General features: G+C 65.4%; 15 protein-coding genes. 4 read left to right on the top strand and 11 right to left on the bottom strand.

Translation table 11 applies throughout. The features are described 5' to 3' along the window. The first annotated feature begins 85 nt into the window (after positions 1–85). Positions 86–1,105, top strand: a complete 1,020-nt coding sequence (locus NE591_RS02505) for a hypothetical protein (RefSeq protein ID WP_173112827.1) — start codon at positions 86–88, stop codon at positions 1,103–1,105. 117 nt (positions 1,106–1,222) lie between these two features. Then, entirely contained in the window at positions 1,223–1,783 is a 561-nt protein-coding gene (locus tag NE591_RS02500) for a gamma carbonic anhydrase family protein (protein ID WP_173112824.1), read from the top strand. 257 nt (positions 1,784–2,040) lie between these two features. Here NE591_RS02500 and NE591_RS02495 read toward each other — a convergent pair whose 3' ends face one another. The 4 genes from NE591_RS02495 to NE591_RS02480 form a co-directional block, all read right to left on the bottom strand. Continuing rightward, positions 2,041–2,871: a purine-nucleoside phosphorylase gene (locus NE591_RS02495; RefSeq protein WP_173112821.1), complete on the bottom strand. Its 831-nt coding sequence runs from the start codon at positions 2,869–2,871 to the stop codon at positions 2,041–2,043. Between the two features lie 14 nt (positions 2,872–2,885). Next, positions 2,886–3,944 (bottom strand): HemK/PrmC family methyltransferase, encoded by a 1,059-nt coding sequence (locus NE591_RS02490; protein WP_173112818.1) that lies wholly within the window; start codon positions 3,942–3,944, stop codon positions 2,886–2,888. Beyond that, entirely contained in the window at positions 3,944–5,017 is a 1,074-nt protein-coding gene (gene prfA / locus NE591_RS02485; RefSeq protein ID WP_256156280.1) for a peptide chain release factor 1, read from the bottom strand. The genes NE591_RS02490 and prfA overlap by 1 nt, the downstream gene beginning before the upstream one ends. Before the next feature lie 99 nt (positions 5,018–5,116). Continuing rightward, on the bottom strand, positions 5,117–6,505 hold the full coding sequence (locus NE591_RS02480; protein ID WP_173112815.1) for a cation:proton antiporter: 1,389 nt from the start codon (positions 6,503–6,505) through the stop codon (positions 5,117–5,119). 293 nt (positions 6,506–6,798) lie between these two features. On the opposite strand from NE591_RS02480, the gene trxA reads away from it, so the two are divergent. Continuing rightward, positions 6,799–7,107 (top strand): thioredoxin, encoded by a 309-nt coding sequence (gene trxA / locus NE591_RS02475; protein ID WP_173112812.1) that lies wholly within the window; start codon positions 6,799–6,801, stop codon positions 7,105–7,107. A gap of 156 nt (positions 7,108–7,263) precedes the next feature. Continuing rightward, complete coding sequence (gene trxB, locus NE591_RS02470; RefSeq protein ID WP_197746000.1) at positions 7,264–8,274, top strand: thioredoxin-disulfide reductase; 1,011 nt, start codon at positions 7,264–7,266, stop codon at positions 8,272–8,274. 6 nt (positions 8,275–8,280) lie between these two features. On the opposite strand, the gene panF is transcribed toward trxB, so the two are convergent. The 7 genes from panF to clpP form a co-directional block, all read right to left on the bottom strand. Further along, positions 8,281–9,765 (bottom strand): sodium/pantothenate symporter, encoded by a 1,485-nt coding sequence (gene panF, locus NE591_RS02465; RefSeq protein ID WP_173112810.1) that lies wholly within the window; start codon positions 9,763–9,765, stop codon positions 8,281–8,283. Continuing rightward, positions 9,758–10,084 carry a DUF997 family protein gene (locus NE591_RS02460; RefSeq protein ID WP_173112809.1) on the bottom strand — a complete coding sequence of 109 codons (327 nt, stop codon included), beginning with the start codon at positions 10,082–10,084 and terminating at the stop codon, positions 9,758–9,760. Before NE591_RS02460 ends, panF begins: the two co-directional genes overlap by 8 nt. Positions 10,085–10,238: 154 nt before the next feature. Then, the gene (thrS, locus tag NE591_RS02455; protein ID WP_173112807.1) at positions 10,239–12,158 is read right to left on the bottom strand and encodes a threonine--tRNA ligase; all 1,920 of its coding nucleotides are present in this window, start codon (positions 12,156–12,158) and stop codon (positions 10,239–10,241) included. Between the two features lie 165 nt (positions 12,159–12,323). Continuing rightward, positions 12,324–12,827 (bottom strand): zinc ribbon domain-containing protein, encoded by a 504-nt coding sequence (locus NE591_RS02450; RefSeq protein ID WP_117284824.1) that lies wholly within the window; start codon positions 12,825–12,827, stop codon positions 12,324–12,326. Between the two features lie 67 nt (positions 12,828–12,894). Continuing rightward, entirely contained in the window at positions 12,895–15,570 is a 2,676-nt protein-coding gene (locus tag NE591_RS02445) for a valine--tRNA ligase (protein ID WP_173112805.1), read from the bottom strand. Positions 15,571–15,682: 112 nt separating this feature from the next. Further along, positions 15,683–17,080, bottom strand: a complete 1,398-nt coding sequence (gene clpX / locus NE591_RS02440) for an ATP-dependent Clp protease ATP-binding subunit ClpX (protein WP_161127849.1) — start codon at positions 17,078–17,080, stop codon at positions 15,683–15,685. A 6-nt stretch (positions 17,081–17,086) separates the two neighbouring features. Next, entirely contained in the window at positions 17,087–17,725 is a 639-nt protein-coding gene (gene clpP, locus NE591_RS02435) for an ATP-dependent Clp endopeptidase proteolytic subunit ClpP (RefSeq protein ID WP_114540283.1), read from the bottom strand. Positions 17,726–17,884 lie beyond the last annotated feature (159 nt).

Here is a 17,884-nt window from a genome sequence, read left to right as displayed (position 1 = left end):
GCTTGACGAGCCGTCATCCCCGCCGATCGCCCCTTCCGTAAACTGGTCGGGAAAGGGAAACGTCTATTCAGGAGAGGATACGGCCATGAGTACCGCCACCGTCCATCGTCGCAAGCTGTCGGCTACCGGTACCGTCCCTCCGAGCGGTTCCACAGCGAAGCCGAAACCCCGCTCTCCGCGCCCTCCCCTTGCAGCCAGCCCCCAGGGCGCCGCGCGGCCGCAGGACACCGGGCAAGCGAGGCGCCCCGTCCGCGCCGCCTCGCTGCACCCGCGCGCCGTCGCCGCGAGCAACTTCGTTCCCGACCCCGTCACCCTCGAGCTGACCGACCGCGCCGAGCATCCGATGCTCACGCCGTCATGGCACGCCTTCCGCGCCTATGCCTCGAACCATCCGCAGCTTTCCGAGCTGAAGGCCCAGGGGCTCGTTCCCATGATGCGGGCCCACCAAGGGCTGCGTCTGGCGATTTTCGCGGTGGCCGCGGCCTTGGTGCTGCTCCTTGTGGCGCTTTTGGCCTATTGGTGGCTGCTGCCGGCGCCTGCGGCGGCCGACTCGCCCTACGCCACCGCTGATGCGGGCACCGCCCAGAGCACGGCCGTGGACCGGTGGGAGCAGGGCGTAGTGCCCTCGCTATACCAAAGCGACACCTCTTGGGCCGATGTGCCCTACGGCCAGGCCACGCTCGCCTCCACCGGCGCGGCGCCGGTGTCCCTGGCCATGGCTTATGTGGCGGCGACCGGCGACACCACCTACACTCCCGTCGAGTTCGCGCAATGGGCCACCGACCATGATCTCACGGCCGCCGGCGTCGACACCATCGGCGCCTTCCTGCAGCAAGCGGGCTCCGCCTTCGGGCTCGCCGTCGAGCCCATGGCCGTCGACGACCGGACGCTGCGCCACGCCATCGTCTCGAACGTGCCCGTGCTCGTCGTCACACAGCCCGGCACCTTCGCGCCCGCTGCCTCGGTGGTGGTGCTCGACGACATCGACAAGGACTCCCGCATCGTGCTGCACGACCCGACAAGCGCAAGCCGTTCTGCCAAGGGATGGGCCTTCGGCGACATCACCGGCGCCGCCGCCCTCGCCTTCACGGTGCATGAGGCCTAAAAAAGACGGGCGCACCGCAGATCTTCGCAACGATTCCAACCGTTTGGGTGTTTTCGCCGCTTCAGAAGAACAGTAATATGTGGGGCTGACCTTTGGAATTCGTCGCGAGGAGACCCCATGAACTACCGCCAAGTCACCGTACATCCCGAGTCGCGCATCGCCCCCAACGCCACGCTGGTAGGCCAGGTGGAAGTGGCCAAGGACGCCACGATCCTGTTCAACGCCACCCTGCGCGGCGACTACGGCAGCCGCATCGTCGTGGGCGAGGGCTCCAACGTGCAGGAGAACAGCTGCCTGCACCTCGATTTCAACCAGGACTGCATCGTGGGCCGCGGCGTGACCATCGGACACGGGGCCGTGGTGCACGGCTGCACGCTCGGAGACAACGTGCTCGTGGGTATGGGGGCCGTCGTCATGAACGGGGCCGTCATCGGCGCGAACTCGCTGGTGGCCGCCAGCGCTCTGGTGACCGAGGGTACGCAGGTGCCGGAGGGGTCGCTCGTGGTGGGCGTGCCGGCGAAGGTGCGCCGCCAGCTCACCCTGGAGGAGATCGAGGGCAACCGCGAGGCGGCCCGGGGCTATGCCGCCATTGGACGCGACTTGGCCGAACAGGGCATCCTCTACTGGGGCGCCGACATTCCCGCCGACGCGCGCACCATCGCGCTCGCGCAGGACTAGCGGGCAGATCCTCCGAGCCGCATCAGCCCAGAACTGTTTCCAAGGAAGAGCACTTTTCTCATTTTGGACAAAATACGCTCCGAGTGAACCGCAGCATCGAACTTTACCCGGTTTCTATGCTTTCACAAGCCTCGTTTTCAAAGAGTCGTTAACCTAATTCATAAATTATGGCCACCCTGCGAATGTCCTTCCGCTGACGGGAGCTCATTCGGAGCATCATTTGTCCAAAACGAGCAAAAGTGCTTTCGAGCGACCAACTACATCGCTTGCAGAATTCCTTCGAGGAGCCGGCAGAAGTCGGCTTCTCTTGTTTGGGCCACCTCGTGAACCTCCTCGTCGGAGGGGCTCGCGCCCTCAACGCCGCAGGCCATGTTGCTCACGAGCGAGATGCCGAGCACGCGCAGCCCCACATGCCGCGCGGCGATGACCTCCTCGCACACGGACATGGCCACGGTATCGGCGCCCCACGCGCGGAACATCCGGATTTCCGCGGGCGTCTCGAAGGACGGGCCGAGCAGGCCCAGGTAGACGCCCTCCTGCACGGGGATGGCCAACGCCTCGGCGGTCTGTCGGGCCAGCTGGCGCAGAGACGGATCGTAAGCGTCCAGCATGCTGAAGAAGCGCGGGGCCATGGCGTCGGGCTCGGTGCCCGTGACGGGGTTGCGGCCCGTGAAGTTCAGCTGGTCGGTCATGATGCAGAAGTCGCCGACACGAAAGGACTCGTTGATGGCGCCGGCGGCGTTGGTGGTGACAAGCGTTGCCGCCCCGAGCCGGGCCATGAGCCACACGGGGAAGGCGACCTCTTGAGCGGTATAGCCCTCGTAGCCGTGAAGGCGCCCCTGCATGGCGAGCACGCGCTTGCCGCCCAGCTCGCCGGCCACGAAGCGCCCCACGTGCCCGTTGGCCGTGGACACGCCCATGCCGGGCACCTCGCCGAAGGGGATGAAGATAGGGTCGGCGATGCGCTCGGCTAGAGGGCCGAGCCCCGATCCCAAAATGAGACCGACTTCCGGCCGGAATGCGCCGAGACGCTCTCCCATCATCGCCTGGGCTGCATCCAACGTCTCTCTCAGGTTTTCCAGGGCCATGAGCGTTGTCCTTCCTAGCGTCTCGCCACAAGCACGCGGGGGCGACCGGCGAGGTCGTCCACGATGCGGCAGTCGGAAAATCCGGCGGCCTCGGCCACGGCGCGGGCCGCATCCATATGGCCCTCGTGCAACTCGCAGGCGAGCACGCCGCCGGGCTTCAGGGCCCGGGCGGCCCAGGCGGCCAGAGGCCTGAACAGATCGAGCCCATCGGCGCCCCCGTCCAGAGCGAGCGTCGGCTCGAAGTCGGCCACCTCGCGAGGAATGACGGCCATGACGGCGGTGGGCACGTAGGGCGGGTTGGAAACCACGGCGTCGAAGGTGCCCATGCGCTTCTCGCCGATGCCGGATCCGAGCGAGCACTGCAGCACGGCCACACGATCGGCGAGCCCCAGAGCCTCGGCGTTTTCCTTGGCGAGCGCCACCGCCTCTGAGGCGATGTCCGTGGCGATGACCCGCACATTCGGGTGCTCGTAGGCCAGCGAGCAGGCGATGCAGCCGGATCCCGTGCACAGGTCGGCCACAAGAAGGCTTTTGCGAGTCTCATCCATGCCTGCAGACGAGGAGCGACCAAAGTCGCCCCCTACGGCGACATCTTCCTCGGTCTCGTTCGATTCGGTATTTTCCGAAGGGGAAACGGATTCCCCCGCCTCTACCAGGGCCTTCTTCACGGCGGCGACGGCCTCGCGCTCCTGCTCGGCGGCCTCGGGATTCCACGCCACGTCACGGGGGCAGGGCGCCGGTAGAGCCGCCAGCACTTCGCTCACAAGCACCTCGGTCTCGGGCCGCGGAATGAGCACGCCGGGCCGCACCTTCACCGTGATGTGTCGGAAGGCCACCTCCCCGGTGATGTACTGCAACGGCTCCCCGGACCCGCGCCGCCGCACATAGTCGCGCAGCACCCCACGCTCGTCCTCCGAGAGCGGCCGATCGTAGTTCATATAAAGCTGAACCCGAGATAGACCCGTTGCCTCCCCCAGAAGCCACTGCGAAGAAAGAAGGGGATTCTCATCCCCTTTTCCTTCGAGGTATTCAGTTGTCCAATCGAGGGCAGATTTGACAGTCCATTCGCTCATTAGACGGCAGCCTCGAGTTTCTGCGCGCGGTCGGCCGCCTGCAGAGCCGTGATCACATCTCCCAGGTTGTCGCCCAGAAGCACCCCGTTGTAGGTGGAGTTGAACCCGATGCGGTGGTCGGTCACGCGGTCCTGGGGCCCGTTGTAAGTGCGGATCTTCTCGGAACGATCGCCGGAGCCGATCTGGGCCAGGCGCTCGGCGCCCTCGGCGGCCTGCTGCTCGGCGAGCATCTTCTCGTAGAGGCGGGCGCGCAGCACGGCCATGGCCGCGATCTTGTTCTGCAGCTGCGACTTCTGGTCCTGGGACTGCACCACGAGACCCGTGGGCAGGTGCGTGATGCGCACGGCGGAGTCGGTCGTGTTCACGCACTGGCCACCCGGGCCGCCAGCGCGGTATACGTCGATGCGCAGGTCGCCCTCGTTGATCTCCACTTCCACCTCGTCGGCCTCGGGAAGCACGGCCACGGTGGCCGTGGAGGTGTGGATGCGCCCCTGGGACTCGGTCTTGGGCACGCGCTGGACGCGGTGCACGCCGGACTCGAACTTCATGACCGAGTACACATGATCGCCCTTCACCTTGAACTGGATCTCCTTGAAACCGCCGGCCTCGGAGGGCGAGGCGTCCATGGTCTCGGTCTTCCAACCCTGGGCCGCGGCGAAGCGCTCGTACATCTTGTAGAGGTCGCCGGCGAAAATGGCGGCCTCGTCGCCGCCGGCCGCCGCGCGGATCTCCACGATGATGTCCTTCTCGTCGGCCGGGTCGGCCGGGATGAGCATGAACTTGATGTCCTCCTCCAGCTGGGGCAGCTTGGCCTCGATGGAGGCGATCTCCTCCTGGGCGAACTCCTTCATGTCGGCGTCGGAGAGCATCTCCTTAGCCGCCTCCAAGTCGTCCATGGCGCTCACGTACTCGGCCGCCTTCTTGGCGAGCGGACCTTGGGAGGCGTACTCCTTGGCCAAGCGGTTGTACTCCTTCTGATCGGCGAGCACTGCCGGATCGCCCATCTTGGCCTGTAGCTCGTCATAGGCTTCCATGATCTTCTGGAGCTTCTCTTTCATATCAGTTTCCTGCATGGGTGCTTCCTTTGCGTGAAACGGTGTGGGTTAGTAAGCGCCCTCAAGGCGCAACTTTGCATTGTAGCAGAAGGGGCAAGTGCCGAGGGTGCCATCTACCTAATGGCCGTCGTCTTCGGAATCTGGAACGTTGCAGACGCCCCCGGGGCAGCGCTCGGTGAGGTCAAAGGTGTCGGCATGGCGCGCGCCCGCTGCGGCCAGGCGCGCCTTCAGCTGGCGGTGCAGCTCGCGCTCGCGACGGCGGTGCTCGGCCAGAATATGGGCCACGGCCCGGGGCTGCTCGCGGATCTCATGCAGCGCCTCGCCCAGATCGGCATTGACCGAATGGGCCATGACGGAGGCGAGCAGCGGCATGAGGAACACCGTGACGCCGCCGGCGGCCACGAGCACGGAGGCGGTCTGCTGGCTCATGGCCTCGGCGGAGACAGCCACACTGGTGACGGCCACGATGATGGGAAGCGCCGTCGTGCAGTAGAAGGCGATGGTGAGCCGCTCGCGCACGTCCATGGTGCGCGACTCGCGTCCCGTGGAGAGGCCCACGAAGATGGGCAGCGCGCGCACGAACAGCAGAAGGAGGATGAACAGCCCCAAAAGCTCCGGCTCGTCTCCGATGGCCCGCACGTCCACCTTCGCCCCGGACACCACGAAGAACAGCGGCACGAGGAAACCGTAGGCGATGGCGTTGTGCTTCATCTCCATGGTCTGGTCGCCCTCAGGAATGAGATAGCGCAGGATGAAGCCGGCGGCGAAGGCACCGAGCACGATATCCAAATCGAAGACGGCAGAAACAGCCGTCAGGCCGATGAGCAGCAGATTCACCGAACGGATGACCATCTGCGTGTTGGTGTTGGCATTGGCGACGATGAACCGGTGCACGTAGCCGCCGATGCGCTCGGCGATCTTCGGCACAGCGGCGGCCGCCACGGCGATGGCGAGGAAGGCGAGGAGGATGACCACCGTCTGCCAGGTGGCCCGGGTCGAGAGCAGAAGCGCCATGGCGATGATGGGAAGCAGCTCGCCCCAGGTGCCGTAGGCGATGATCTCGTTCCCCATCCGCGTGCCCAGAATGCCGCGCTCCTGCAGAATGGGCAGAAGCGTGCCCATGGCCGTGGTGGTGAGCGCAATGACCACGGCCAGGCCGTCCAGCTCGAAGGCCGACAGCGTCGGCCAAATGGCCACGACGACGAACGCGATGGCGAAGGTGACCGCCCAGGTGACGGCGCCGCGCTTCCCCTCCGTGCCGGTGAGGCTCTTCGGCGATATCTCGTAGCCGGCGAGAAGGAACAAAAAGGCGAGGCCCAAATCGGACAGCAGGTTGATGGCATCGGTAGACTGAATGGCGCCGAGCCCGTGAGGGCCGAGCAGCGCCCCAGCCAGAAGAAGGAGCACCGTCTCGGGAATCGGCTTGCCCGGAATGAGCCCGGCGATGATGGGACACGCAACGGACACCAGCGATATGAGGGCCAGCGAGACCAGATCGACCGCCATGACGCTTCCTTTCTCTCCCCTGCGCGAACGCGCGGTATTCAAGTCCACTATAGGCATTTTAGCGAATGTGGGCAGCATGCAGGGAGCGGCGATGACAGACTGTTGAAGACGTGAGCGATTCAGCCGCAGATTATCTGCCGTCTGTGCCACGGTTTCGTGTCAGCCCCTTGACGCGGCGTCGCGTCGGCAGCTCCTTTGGCTAGAATACCAGGCGGAAGCGGATCCCAGCCGATGCGCGCCAAGGCGAGTTCGGCCCATTCCGCGCTATACGAACATCCATTTAGGAGGATATCATGGCTGAGGTAATCAAAACGGCTGACGAGTTCCGGACGAAGGTGCTCGAGGCGAAGACCCCGGTGCTCGTCGACTTCTTCGCCACCTGGTGCGGCCCGTGCCGTATGGTGGCGCCGGTCATCGACGAGATCGCGACCGAGAAGGCGGGGCAGGTGGCCGTCTACAAGGTGGACATCGATCAGAGTCCGGACTTGGCCTTCAAGTACCAGGTCTCCAGCGTGCCGACCCTCATCGTCTTCGAGAACGGCCAGATCAAAAATGAGCGCCTCGGCGCCCAGCCCAAGCAGAACATCTTGGCGATGCTCTAGCTTCAACCGTGGCAATGTTTAGCGGGAACACGGGGTGTTCTGACCGAGCGAGTTCCGCAGCGAACGAAACAGGACTAAATGTCCTGTTTCGCAGAGCGAGGACTGTCTGAGCGAATCAGAATACCGCGTGGTCCCGCCCGAGGGAGACTCACGACTATGACTGACCAAGTTACCGACAACCGCATGGGCGCGCCGGTGGGGCCCGATGAGGGCCAGGAGGTGTACGACCTCGCCATCATCGGCGCGGGCCCAGCCGGTCTCACGGCGGCGCTGTACGCGGCCCGCGCCGGACTCTCCACCGCGCTATTCGAGCGCCTCTCCCCCGGCGGCCAGTGCGCCCAAACCGAGCACTTGGAGAACTACCCCGGCTACACCCGATCCACCAGCGGCTTCGAGCTATCCATGGACATGTACGATCAGGCCCTCTCCTTCGGGGCGAAGGCCATCATGGAAGACGTCACCTCCGTGGACTTCTCCGCCGAGCCCAACAAGCTCGTCACACCCTTTAACACCTACTTCGCCCGCACGGTCATCGTGGCCACGGGCGCGGTGGCCAGCCAGCTCGGGCTGCCCCACGAGGATGAGCTGCGCGGCCGCGGCGTATCCTATTGCGCCACCTGCGACGGCAACTTCTATCGCGACAAGGACGTGGTGGTGGTCGGCGGCGGCAACACGGCGGCGGCCGACGTCATCTACCTGTCCCGCATCTGCCGCAAGGTGTACCTGGTGCACCGGCGCGACAAGCTGCGAGCCACGGCCATCTACCATGAACGCCTACGCGAGCTCGGCAACGTCGAGTTCTGCTGGGACAGCGTTGCCGAGGAGTTCATCACGGGCGAGAGCGGGCGCGTGACGGGACTCAAGCTGCGCAACGTGAAGACTGACGACGAGCGAGTGCTTGCCGCCTCGGCCGTGTTCATCGCCATCGGCATGAGGCCCTACACCGCTTTTTTGGAGGGCGACCTGGAAACCGATGGCGGAGGCTATATCGTCGCCGACGCCATGGGCAGAACCACGATGCCTGGCGTGTTCGCCGCCGGCGACGTGCGCACCAAGGAGCTGCGCCAGGTGGTCACTGCCGTGGCCGACGGCGCCAACTGCGCCCAATCCGCCTCCGAGTTTCTGGAGGCCAAGGAGGCCATCGAGGAGGCGCCCTCGGCGCTGTAAAGGAACTTAATCTGTCGGGAAGAAGACGTCCATACGGGCGGCTTCTTTCTGCTTGCCAGCGAGCGTGCCCACCACCATGAGGACGCCGGCCACCGTCACGCCGATGACGATCTGGTGCAGATCGGCCACTTTGAAGCCCGCGGCCATGGCGGCGCAATAGGCCAATGTGCCGCCAGCGAGCGAGAGCAGAGCGCCCGTGGCGTTGGCCCGCTTCCAGAACAACCCGCAGACGAGCACGAACAGAAACGCCGTCTCCAGGCCGCCGAAGGCGAACATGTTGATCTTCCAAATGACGTCCGGCGGCACGATGGAGAGCACGAACACGAGCAGGCCCACCGCCAGCGTCACCGCCTGGCTGGAAAGGGCGACGGAGCGCTGGGAGGGCGCGCGTCCGCGGTCATCGCACCAGTGCAGGTAAACGTCCTTGATGATGGCCGAGGACGACGAGATGAGCAGCGACGACACCGTGGAGATGGACGCGGCCACTGGACCTATGATGGCGATGCCCGCCAGCACCGGCGGCAGCGATGCCGTGATGACCGTCGGAATGATGTTGTCCACGCTGCCCCCGTAGGCGCCGAGATCCTCCATGAGAACGCCGGCGGAGAGCACGCCGAGCGACGTGACGCCGATCATCATGGCGCCGATGATAACCGTGCCCCAGATCATGGCGCGGTGCAGCGACTTCACGTCCTTGTAGCCCATGGTGCGCACCACCGATTGAGGCAGCACGAAGGTGAACACGCCCACGAGCAGCCACTGGGTGAAGTACAGAGACGGCGGCATGGCGCCCCCGGCGAAGGGCTCAAGCATCTGAGGCGAGGTCTCCTTAATGGAGGTCATGATGGCCTCGTAGCCGCTCCCGGCGGACAGAATGCCCCCGGCGAGCACCACGATTCCCACGAGCATCATGATGCCGCAGAGGGCATCGGTCACGGCCACGCCGCGAAAGCCGCCGATGGTGGTGAACAGGACGACCGCCACCCCGAACAGCGCCAGACCCACCAGGTAGGAGTACCCGGTCACCGCCTCGAAGAGCTTCGCGCCTCCGACGAACTGGGCCACCATGGTGGCGGCGAAGAACAGCACGATGACGAGCGCCGACACGTTCGCGAGCGCATTGGAACCGTAGCGGGCGCGGACGACGTCCACTACCGTGACCGCGTCCAGCTTGCGGGAGATGAGCGCCATCTTCTTCCCAAAGATACCGTAGAGCAGAACGAGCGCCGTCACCTGCACCACGGCCATGTACACCCAGCCGAAGCCGATCTGCCATGCCTGGCCGGGCCCGCCCACAAAGGAGCTCACCGAGCCGTAGGTGGCGATGGTGGTCATGGCCAGCACGAAGCCGCCGAGGGCGCGGTTGCCGATGAAGTAGCGGTTGACGAAGCCGCCCCCGGCCGCATCGGCGCGGCGACGCACGACGATGCTCGCCGCCAGGGCCACGAGCAAGAACAGGACGAGCGGGATGAGCGATGCGAGGCTAGCCACGGCGGGCCTCCTCCCCTTCGGCACCTGTTGCGCCGGCAGAGGCCGCATCGGAGACGGCCTCGGCGTCATCGTCGAGGCTGAAATCCGCGAAGACGCAGCGCGCGAGCACCACGGCGCAGACAACGGCTGCGACCCACGGGCCGATTGTGCCTCCGATGATCCAGATGGGCGTCGAGAACACTTCTATGCCACAGCCGGCAAGCCCGATACCGCCCACAAGCCACACGGCCACGATGACCGCCAGCGCGACGACGGTCGCCACCGCCTCCCGATTGGCCTGGCGCATCTTGGCGCCATAGGTGGAAAACGTCCTTCTCATGCTCCTCTCCTCTCGTCACCGGCCTTCCGCCCCTTCGGCATCCGGCCCCCTCGATCCCGCATTCGTTCCCTCGGAACGCAAAAGGCTCCGAGGGCAGTGTACCCTCGGAGCCTTCCGTTTGACGCGGTGTTACCTATAGTTTCTGGCTATAGGTCTAGATGGCAGCGTCCCTGATCACGTCGATGAACTTCTGGCGATCCCACTGACCCAAATCGCCCTCCGAGCGCTCGCGCACGCTGACGAGCTTCTCCTCGACCTCCTTGTCGCCCATGACGATCATGTAGGGGATCTTCTGGCTCTGGGCCTTCGCGATCTTCACTTTCATGGGCTCGTTCTGATCCATGACCTCCACGCGGCCGCCGACGCTCTTCAGCTCGCCGGCAAACTCGGCCGCCGCCTCCTTGTGGCGGTCGGCGATGGGGATGACGGCCACCTGCACCGGGGCCAGCCACAGCGGCAGGGCGCCGGCGTAGTGCTCGATGAGGATGCCGAGGAAGCGCTCGATGGAGCCGAAGATGGCGCGGTGCAGCATCCAGGGGGTCTCCTCGGTGTTGTCCTCGGTGCGGTAGGTCAGCCCGAAGCGCATGGGCATGTTGAAGTCGATCTGCACCGTGGAGCACTGCCAGGTGCGCCCAATGGCGTCCTTCACCTTGATGTCGATCTTCGGGCCGTAGAAGGCGCCGTCGCCCTCGTTGATGTCGTAGGCGAGGCCCCGGCGCGCACAGGCCTCCTTCAGCGATTCGGTGGCGTGCTCCCACATGTCGTCGGTGCCGATGGACTTGTCCGGGCGCGTGGAGATCTCGGCCTCGTAGGTGAAGCCGAAGGTGCCCATGATGTAGTCCACCAGCTCCAGGATGGCGACCACCTCGTCAACCACCTGGTCCTTGGTGCAGAAGATGTGGGCGTCGTCCTGGGTGAAGCCGCGGGCGCGCAGCAGGCCGTGGACCACGCCGGACATCTCGTGGCGGTACACGGTGCCGAACTCGAAGTAGCGCAGCGGCAGGTCGCGGTAGGAGTGCAGCTCGTTCTTGTAGATGATCACGTGCCCCGGGCAGTTCATGGGCTTCACGCCGTACTCGGAGTAGCGCGGCTCCTCGTCGGTGCCCTCGTTGATCTGGAAGAAGTACATGTTCTCGTGGTAGAAGCCGTAATGGCCCGAGGTCTTCCACACGTCCGCGTTGTAGATGTGCGGGGTGATGACCTCCTCGTAGCCGCGCTCGTACAGATCGCGGCGCAGCCACTCCTGCAGGGTGCGGATGACGCGCGCGCCCTTGGGAAGGTACAGCGGCAGGCCCACGCCGGCCATGGGCTCCATCATGTAGATGCCCAGCTCGCGGCCAAGCTTGCGATGGTCGCGCTTCTCGGCCTCCTCCAGGTTGTGCAGGTACTCCTCCAGCTCCTTCTTGTTGAAGAACGCCGTGCCGTAGATGCGGGTGAGCATCTCGTTGTCCGAGTCGCCCTTCCAGTAGGCGCCGGCCACCTTGGTGAGCTTGTAGGCGCCGAGCTTGCCGGTGTCGGGCACGTGCGGCCCGCGGCACAAATCGGTGAAGTCGCCGAGCTGGTAGACGGAGATGGCCTCGTCCTCGGGCAGCTCGTCTATGAGCTCGAGCTTGAGCGGCTGATCGGCGAAGATCTCCCGCGCCTCGTCGCGGGTGACCTCGCGACGGGTGATGGCGGCGGCAGACTTGGCGATCTCGGCCATGCGCGCCTCGATGGCGGCGAAGTCGTCCGGCGAGACAGTCGCGCCCTCGGGCAGCTCGATGTCGTAGTAGAAGCCGTTCTCGATGGCCGGGCCGACGCCGAACTTCACGCCGGGATACAAATCGGTGAGGGCGGCGGCCAGGAGATGGGCCGTGGAATGGCGCATGAGCTCGAGGCCCTCGTCGCTCTTGGCGGTGACGATGGCCACGGAATCGCCGTCGGAGACGACGGCGTCCAAATCGACGGGGGTGTCGTTGACGATGCCGGCCAGCGCCGCGCGGGCGAGCCCCGCGCCGATGGAGGCGGCCACGTCGGCGACGGTGGCGCCCTCTTCCAGCTCCTTGACGGATCCGTCGGGCAGTACGATGTTCATGGAACTCCTTTCCTCGCGCCGGGCGCGCACAGAGCGCCTGCGCGGTTTCCGCCGGGGCGTTGACTACCCCGACTCCGTTTCGAAGCACCGGGATTCCGGTGCTCCCCTATTAAAACAGAGCCGCACGGGGGCGGCTCTGCCTTTAGGCTAACTTGTTGAAAAAGCCTAGCCCTGGCTGGCCGGGCGGCTCTGACGCGCCTGGCCGGAGGGGCGGCGCTGGCGGGTGCCATGCGGCGCCGGGGCGCCCACGGGAGTGGCGCAGTAGGGGCAGACCGTCCAGGAGGGCTCCAGCGCGTGGTTGCAGCGCATGCAGAGGTTCTTCAGCTGCGTGTGGCAGTTCGGACACAGCACGAAGTCCGCCTCCACGGGATAGCCGCAGTTGGCGCACTCGCCGTACTTCATGAGCTGGCGCTGCTTGAGCGCGATCTCCAGCTCCTGCTCGTCGCGATCGAGCTGCAGCAGCGGCGGGCGAAGCAGGCAGTAGGCCACAAGCCCCAGCACCGGCACGAGCGCCACCACGGCCCAGATGTACCAGGCGGTGCCACGCAGATAGGCGTCGCGCACGACCCATACGATGGAAAGCACGTACAAAATGACCAGCAGGACCAAAACGACGGTGAAAGCCGCCTGCATCTCCGGCGTCCACAGCTGGGCAAGAAGCTCGCTCATATCAACCTCTTCTGATTCGAGTGCAATTGATGACGTGTCGGCCCATTATAGCAAACTCTCTCGTGCGTTACCCCAGCTCCGCGATTTGTGCATCTAAGCGCGCGAGCTTGTCGGTGAGGTCGGCCAGCTTGGCGCGGTCCTTCTCGACGATCTCGGGGGCCGCCTTTGCCAAGAAGCCGGGGTTCGCGAGCTTCTTCTCGAACTTGGCAGCGTCCTTGGCCACGCCGTCGCGCTCCTTCACGAGGCGCGCGCGCTCGGCGGCGAAGTCCACATGCCCCGCCAGCACGATGTACACCTCGAGACCCGTACCCAGCACCACGGCGGACTCGGCGGGCTTGGAAGCCTCCACGGCCACGTCGAACTCCTCCACGTTGGCGAGCTGGCGCACCAGGTGCTCCTGGGCGATGAGCAGCGCGGCATCGGCGGTGTCGGCCACCTTCACGGCCACGGGCAGCGCCGTCTTCGGGGAGATGCCGTAGCGCGCCCGGGTGGAACGCACGGCACCGACCACCTCGCACACCATGGCAATGGCCCGCTCGGCATCCTCGTCCACGTAGGCGGCGAGCTCGCCCGCATCGGGCCAGGCGGCCACGATGAGCATCGGCGCCGCATCATCCTCCTTGGGCATCTCGCCGTAGACCTGCTCGGTCACGAACGGCATGATGGGGTGCAGAAGGCGCAGGATCTGCCCCAGCACGAACACGAGGTTGCGCTGGCACACGGCGCGGTCGGCCGGATCGGCATCGGCCCCCAAGCGCGCCTTCGAGAACTCGATGTACCAGTCGCAGAACTCGTTCCACACGAAGCTGTACAGCTCGCGGGTGATCTCACCGAACTCGAAATTGTCGTAGGCCGCGTCCACCGCAGCGACGATCTTGGCCAGCCGCGAGAAGATCCAGCGGTCGGCCGGCGTGGTGGGCTCGGGAGAGCCGGGCTCATACCCCTCAAGGTTCATGAGCACGAAGCGGCTCGCGTTCTTCACCTTGTTCGCGAAGTTGCGGGAGCTCTCCAGCTTCGCCTCGTTGAACTTCAGATCCTGGGCGCCGGTCACCTGCATGAGCAGGCCGAAGCGCATGCCGTCGGCGCCGTAGTCCTCCATGAGGCGCAGAGGGTCCACGCCGTTGCCGCGGCTCTTCGACATGGGCTTGCCGTCGGCGGCCATGACCGTCGGGTGGATGATGACGTCGTCGAAGGGAATGGTCTCGTCGCAGCAGTACATGGAGGCCATGACCATGCGCGCCACCCACAGGCCCATGATGTCGCGGGCCGTGGAGAGCACCTGGGTCGGGTAGGCGTCGCGCATCTGCGGGGCGTCCATGCCCTCCTCCGTCCAGCCCATGGTGGCAAAGGGCCACAGCTGGCTGGAGAACCAGGTGTCCAGCACGTCCTCGTCCTGGCGCACTGGCGCGCCGCAGACTGGGCAGACCTCAATCTCCTCCACCGAGGCGTCCTCCCAGCCGCAGGTATCGCAGTAGAACATGGGGATGCGGTGGCCCCACCACAGCTGGCGGGAGATGCACCAGTCCTTCAGGTTCGCGAGCCAGTCCAGGTACACCTGTTTCCAGCGCGCGGGATGGAACTGGATGGAGCCGTCCTCCACCACGCGGGCCGCCGGCTCCTTCAGGGCGTCCACGGCCACGAACCACTGCTCAGACTCCCAGGGCTCCAGCTTGGTATGGCAGCGGTAGCAGGTCATGACGGAGTGATCGTGGTCCTCCACGTGATCGAGCAAGCCCAGCTCCTCGAAGGCGGCCACGATGGCCTCGCGGGCCTCGTCGCGGTCCATGCCGGAGAACTTCCCGTAGCCTTCCACGACATGGGCCGTCTCGTCGAAGATGTTGATGCGCTCAAGGCCGGCGCGCTCCCCCATGGCCCAGTCGTTGGGGTCATGCGACGGCGTCACCTTCACGCAGCCCGTGCCGAACTCGGTATCCACGTGCCAGTCGGCGAAGATGGGGATCTCGCGGTCCACGAGCGGCAGCTTCACCGTCTTGCCCACAAGGTGGCCGAAGCGCTCGTCCTTGGGATTGACAGCCACGCCGGTGTCGCCGAGCATCGTCTCGGGGCGCGTGGTGGCGACGACCAGGTACTCCAGGCCACACACCGGCTCGGTGAGCGGGTAGCGCAGATACCACAGATGCCCCGCCTCGTCCACGTACTCGGCCTCGTCGTCGGCGATGGCCGTGGTGCAGTGCGGGCACCAGTTCACGATGCGCTTGCCGCGGTAGATGATGTCCTCGTGGTACCAGTCGGTGAACAGCTTCCGCACGGCGCGCACGTAGGCCGGCTCGAGCGTGAAGTGCTCGTCGGAGTAGTCGCAGGAGCAGCCCATACCCTTGATCTGGTTCACGATGGTGGTGCCGTACTCCTCGCGCCACTTGTAGCATTCCTCGATGAACGCCTCGCGGCCGATTTCCAAACGGGAGATGCCCTGCTCGGCCAGGCGCTTGTCCACCTTGGTCTGGGTGGAGATGCCGGCGTGGTCGGTGCCGATGATCCAGCGGGTTTGGAAACCGCGCATGCGGGCGCGGCGGATGCAGGCGTCCTGGATGGTGTCGTTCAGCGCGTGCCCCATGTGCAGCACGCCGGTGATGTTCGGAGGCGGGATGACGATGGTGTAGGACTCCCCCGCGTGCTCGCCGAAGCCCGGCGTGCGCTGGAAGTAGCCGGCGTCCTTCCACGCCTCGAAGATGGGCCGCTCCATGGCGGCGTAGTCGGTGGACTTCCTCTTGTCCTCGGACATAGGCCCTTGCCCTCGCTTTCCCTGGATACTCGGTATAAAACAAGGCGGGCGGCACGCACGCGGCCGCCCGCCAGATTGCCTTGGGCGATTATCGCACAGAAGGCCCGCTGCCCTAGGCAGAAAGGGCCACCTGAGCGGTGGCGTCGGCGACCTCGACGATCTCCGGTCGCGTCTCGCCAGCGATGTCGCTCGCGCGCACCGTGACCGTGGTGGCTCCGTTGTGCTCCGGCAAATCGTACATGACGTCCATGAGCACGCGCTCGCAGATGGAGCGCAGGCCGCGGGCGCCGGTGCCGTGCTCCACCGCCTCGTGAGCGATGGCGGTAAGGGCTGCAGGCTCGAAGGTGAGGCGCGAGTCCTCGAACTCGAACATGCGGGTGTACTGCTTGACGAGCGCGTTCTTCGGCTCCACGAGGATGCGGACGAGATCCTCCTCCGACAGCTCGTTCAAGGAGGTGATAACCGGAATGCGGCCCACGAACTCGGGGATCATGCCGTACTTGTTCAAGTCCTCCGGCAGCACCTTCTTCAGAAGCTCGGCCTCGGACTCCTTCTTGGAGGCGGGCAGCTCGCTGGCGAAGCCGAGGGACGTGGTGCCCACGCGCTGGGCCACGATGTCGGCCAGGCCCACGAAGGCGCCGCCCAAGATGAACAGGATGTTCGTCGTGTCGATGGGGATGAGCTCCTGCTGGGGGTGCTTGCGGCCGCCCTGGGGCGGAACGGAGGCCTCGCAGCCCTCGACGATTTTGAGGAGCGCCTGCTGGACGCCCTCGCCAGACACGTCGCGGGTGATGGAAAGGTTCTCGGCCTTGCGGGCGATCTTGTCGATCTCGTCGATATAGATGATGCCGATCTCGGCCCGGGGCACCTCGAAATCGGCCGCGGTGATGAGCTTGAGCAGGATGTTCTCCACATCCTCGCCCACGTATCCCGCCTCGGTGAGCGTGGTGGCGTCCGCGATGGCGAAGGGCACCTTCAACGTGCGGGCGAGCGTTTGGGCCAGAAGCGTCTTGCCCGAGCCCGTGGGGCCGATGAGCATGATGTTGCTCTTGGCCAGCTCCACGTCGCCCTCCTGGGCGGCGGCGCCCATGGAGATGCGCTTGTAGTGGTTGTAGACGGCCACGGAAAGGGCGCGCTTGGCCTCCTCCTGGCCGACGACGTGCTCCGAGAGGCGCGCGTACAGCTCGTGAGGCGTTGGGAGGTCCCCCAGCACCTCGGCCGGCGACGGAGCGTTGTCGACCACGGGACTGGCCTGGCGCTCGACCTGGGCAGCCGGCGGGTTCATCCAGCCCATGCGGCGCGGGTCGTCCTCCAGCATCTCCACCTCCTGGGCCATGGCGTAGCCCATGTCCCGCATCATGGCGTCGGCGCACACCGAGATGCACTCGTCGCAGATATAGATGCCGTTAGGGCCGGAGATCATGGCGTTGACCTGGTCTCCGGTCTTGCCGCAGAAGGCGCAGAAGTAATTGGTGTCAGTGGGGCCGTAATTGTCGTGACGGTGGTTCATGAGAATTTATTCGCTCTTCTTCTCTCCGGGCATGGCGCCGTGATGGTAGATGATCTCGTCGACGAGGCCGTATTCCTTGGCCTCCTCCGCGGTCATGTAGTTGTCACGCTCGGTATCGAGCTGGATCTTCTCGATGGACTGGCCGGTGTTCTCGGCCAGGATCTTGTTCAGGCGCTTGCGCGTCTTCAGCATGAAGTCGGCCACGATGGCGATTTCCGTCTGCTGGCCCTGGGCGCCGCCCAAGGGCTGGTGGATGAGCACCATGGAGTTCGGCAGCACGAAGCGCTTGCCCTTGGTGCCCGAGGAGAGGAGCACCGCGGCCATGGAGGCGCACTCGCCGATGCAGATGGTGGACACGTCGCACTTGATGAAGTTCATGGTGTCCAAGATGCCGAGGCCGGCCGTGACCGAGCCGCCGGGCGAGTTGATGTACAGGGAGATGTCCTTGTCCGGATCGGTGGCCTCCAGGTGCAGAAGCTGGGCCACGACCGAGTTGGCCACGTGGTCGTCGATCTGCTCGCCGAGGAAGATGATGCGGTCGTTGAGCAGGCGGCTGTAGATGTCGTAGCTGCGCTCGCCACGCGGCGACTGCTCGATGACGTAGGGGATGAGGGCGTTGCTCGGGCGGACCAGGCCGCTCTGCATACGTTCGATGCCCATAGATACCTCGCTTTCGTAAATAGGGCCGCTCGCAGCGGCCTTCACATAGTTCAAGATCATATTGCTATACATCCGTTCGCAATGCAAGCCCGAATGCAAAACGCCCATACGGGAGCATGGAAGACAGGATGAAGACACGGGGTG

This window comes from Adlercreutzia sp. DFI.6.23 (genome assembly GCF_024462535.1).
Classification (GTDB): Bacteria; Actinomycetota; Coriobacteriia; order Coriobacteriales; family Eggerthellaceae; genus Adlercreutzia; species Adlercreutzia rubneri.
Note: the sequence above shows the minus strand (reverse complement) of the source record. Positions and strands in the feature narration are given on the sequence as shown.

Excerpts from the sequence above, each read along its gene's own strand:
- NE591_RS02505 (WP_173112827.1), top strand. The coding sequence starts at position 86 with ATGAGTACCGCCACCGTCCATCGTCGCAAGCTGTCGGCTACCGGTACC.
- NE591_RS02500 (WP_173112824.1), top strand. The coding sequence starts at position 1,223 with ATGAACTACCGCCAAGTCACCGTACATCCCGAGTCGCGCATCGCCCCC.
- NE591_RS02495 (WP_173112821.1), bottom strand. The coding sequence starts at position 2,871 with ATGGCCCTGGAAAACCTGAGAGAGACGTTGGATGCAGCCCAGGCGATG.
- NE591_RS02490 (WP_173112818.1), bottom strand. The coding sequence starts at position 3,944 with ATGAGCGAATGGACTGTCAAATCTGCCCTCGATTGGACAACTGAATAC.
- prfA (WP_256156280.1), bottom strand. The coding sequence starts at position 5,017 with ATGCAGGAAACTGATATGAAAGAGAAGCTCCAGAAGATCATGGAAGCC.
- NE591_RS02480 (WP_173112815.1), bottom strand. The coding sequence starts at position 6,505 with ATGGCGGTCGATCTGGTCTCGCTGGCCCTCATATCGCTGGTGTCCGTT.
- trxA (WP_173112812.1), top strand. The coding sequence starts at position 6,799 with ATGGCTGAGGTAATCAAAACGGCTGACGAGTTCCGGACGAAGGTGCTC.
- trxB (WP_197746000.1), top strand. The coding sequence starts at position 7,264 with ATGACTGACCAAGTTACCGACAACCGCATGGGCGCGCCGGTGGGGCCC.
- NE591_RS02460 (WP_173112809.1), bottom strand. The coding sequence starts at position 10,084 with ATGAGAAGGACGTTTTCCACCTATGGCGCCAAGATGCGCCAGGCCAAT.
- thrS (WP_173112807.1), bottom strand. The coding sequence starts at position 12,158 with ATGAACATCGTACTGCCCGACGGATCCGTCAAGGAGCTGGAAGAGGGC.
- NE591_RS02450 (WP_117284824.1), bottom strand. The coding sequence starts at position 12,827 with ATGAGCGAGCTTCTTGCCCAGCTGTGGACGCCGGAGATGCAGGCGGCT.
- NE591_RS02445 (WP_173112805.1), bottom strand. The coding sequence starts at position 15,570 with ATGTCCGAGGACAAGAGGAAGTCCACCGACTACGCCGCCATGGAGCGG.
- clpX (WP_161127849.1), bottom strand. The coding sequence starts at position 17,080 with ATGAACCACCGTCACGACAATTACGGCCCCACTGACACCAATTACTTC.
- clpP (WP_114540283.1), bottom strand. The coding sequence starts at position 17,725 with ATGCAGAGCGGCCTGGTCCGCCCGAGCAACGCCCTCATCCCCTACGTC.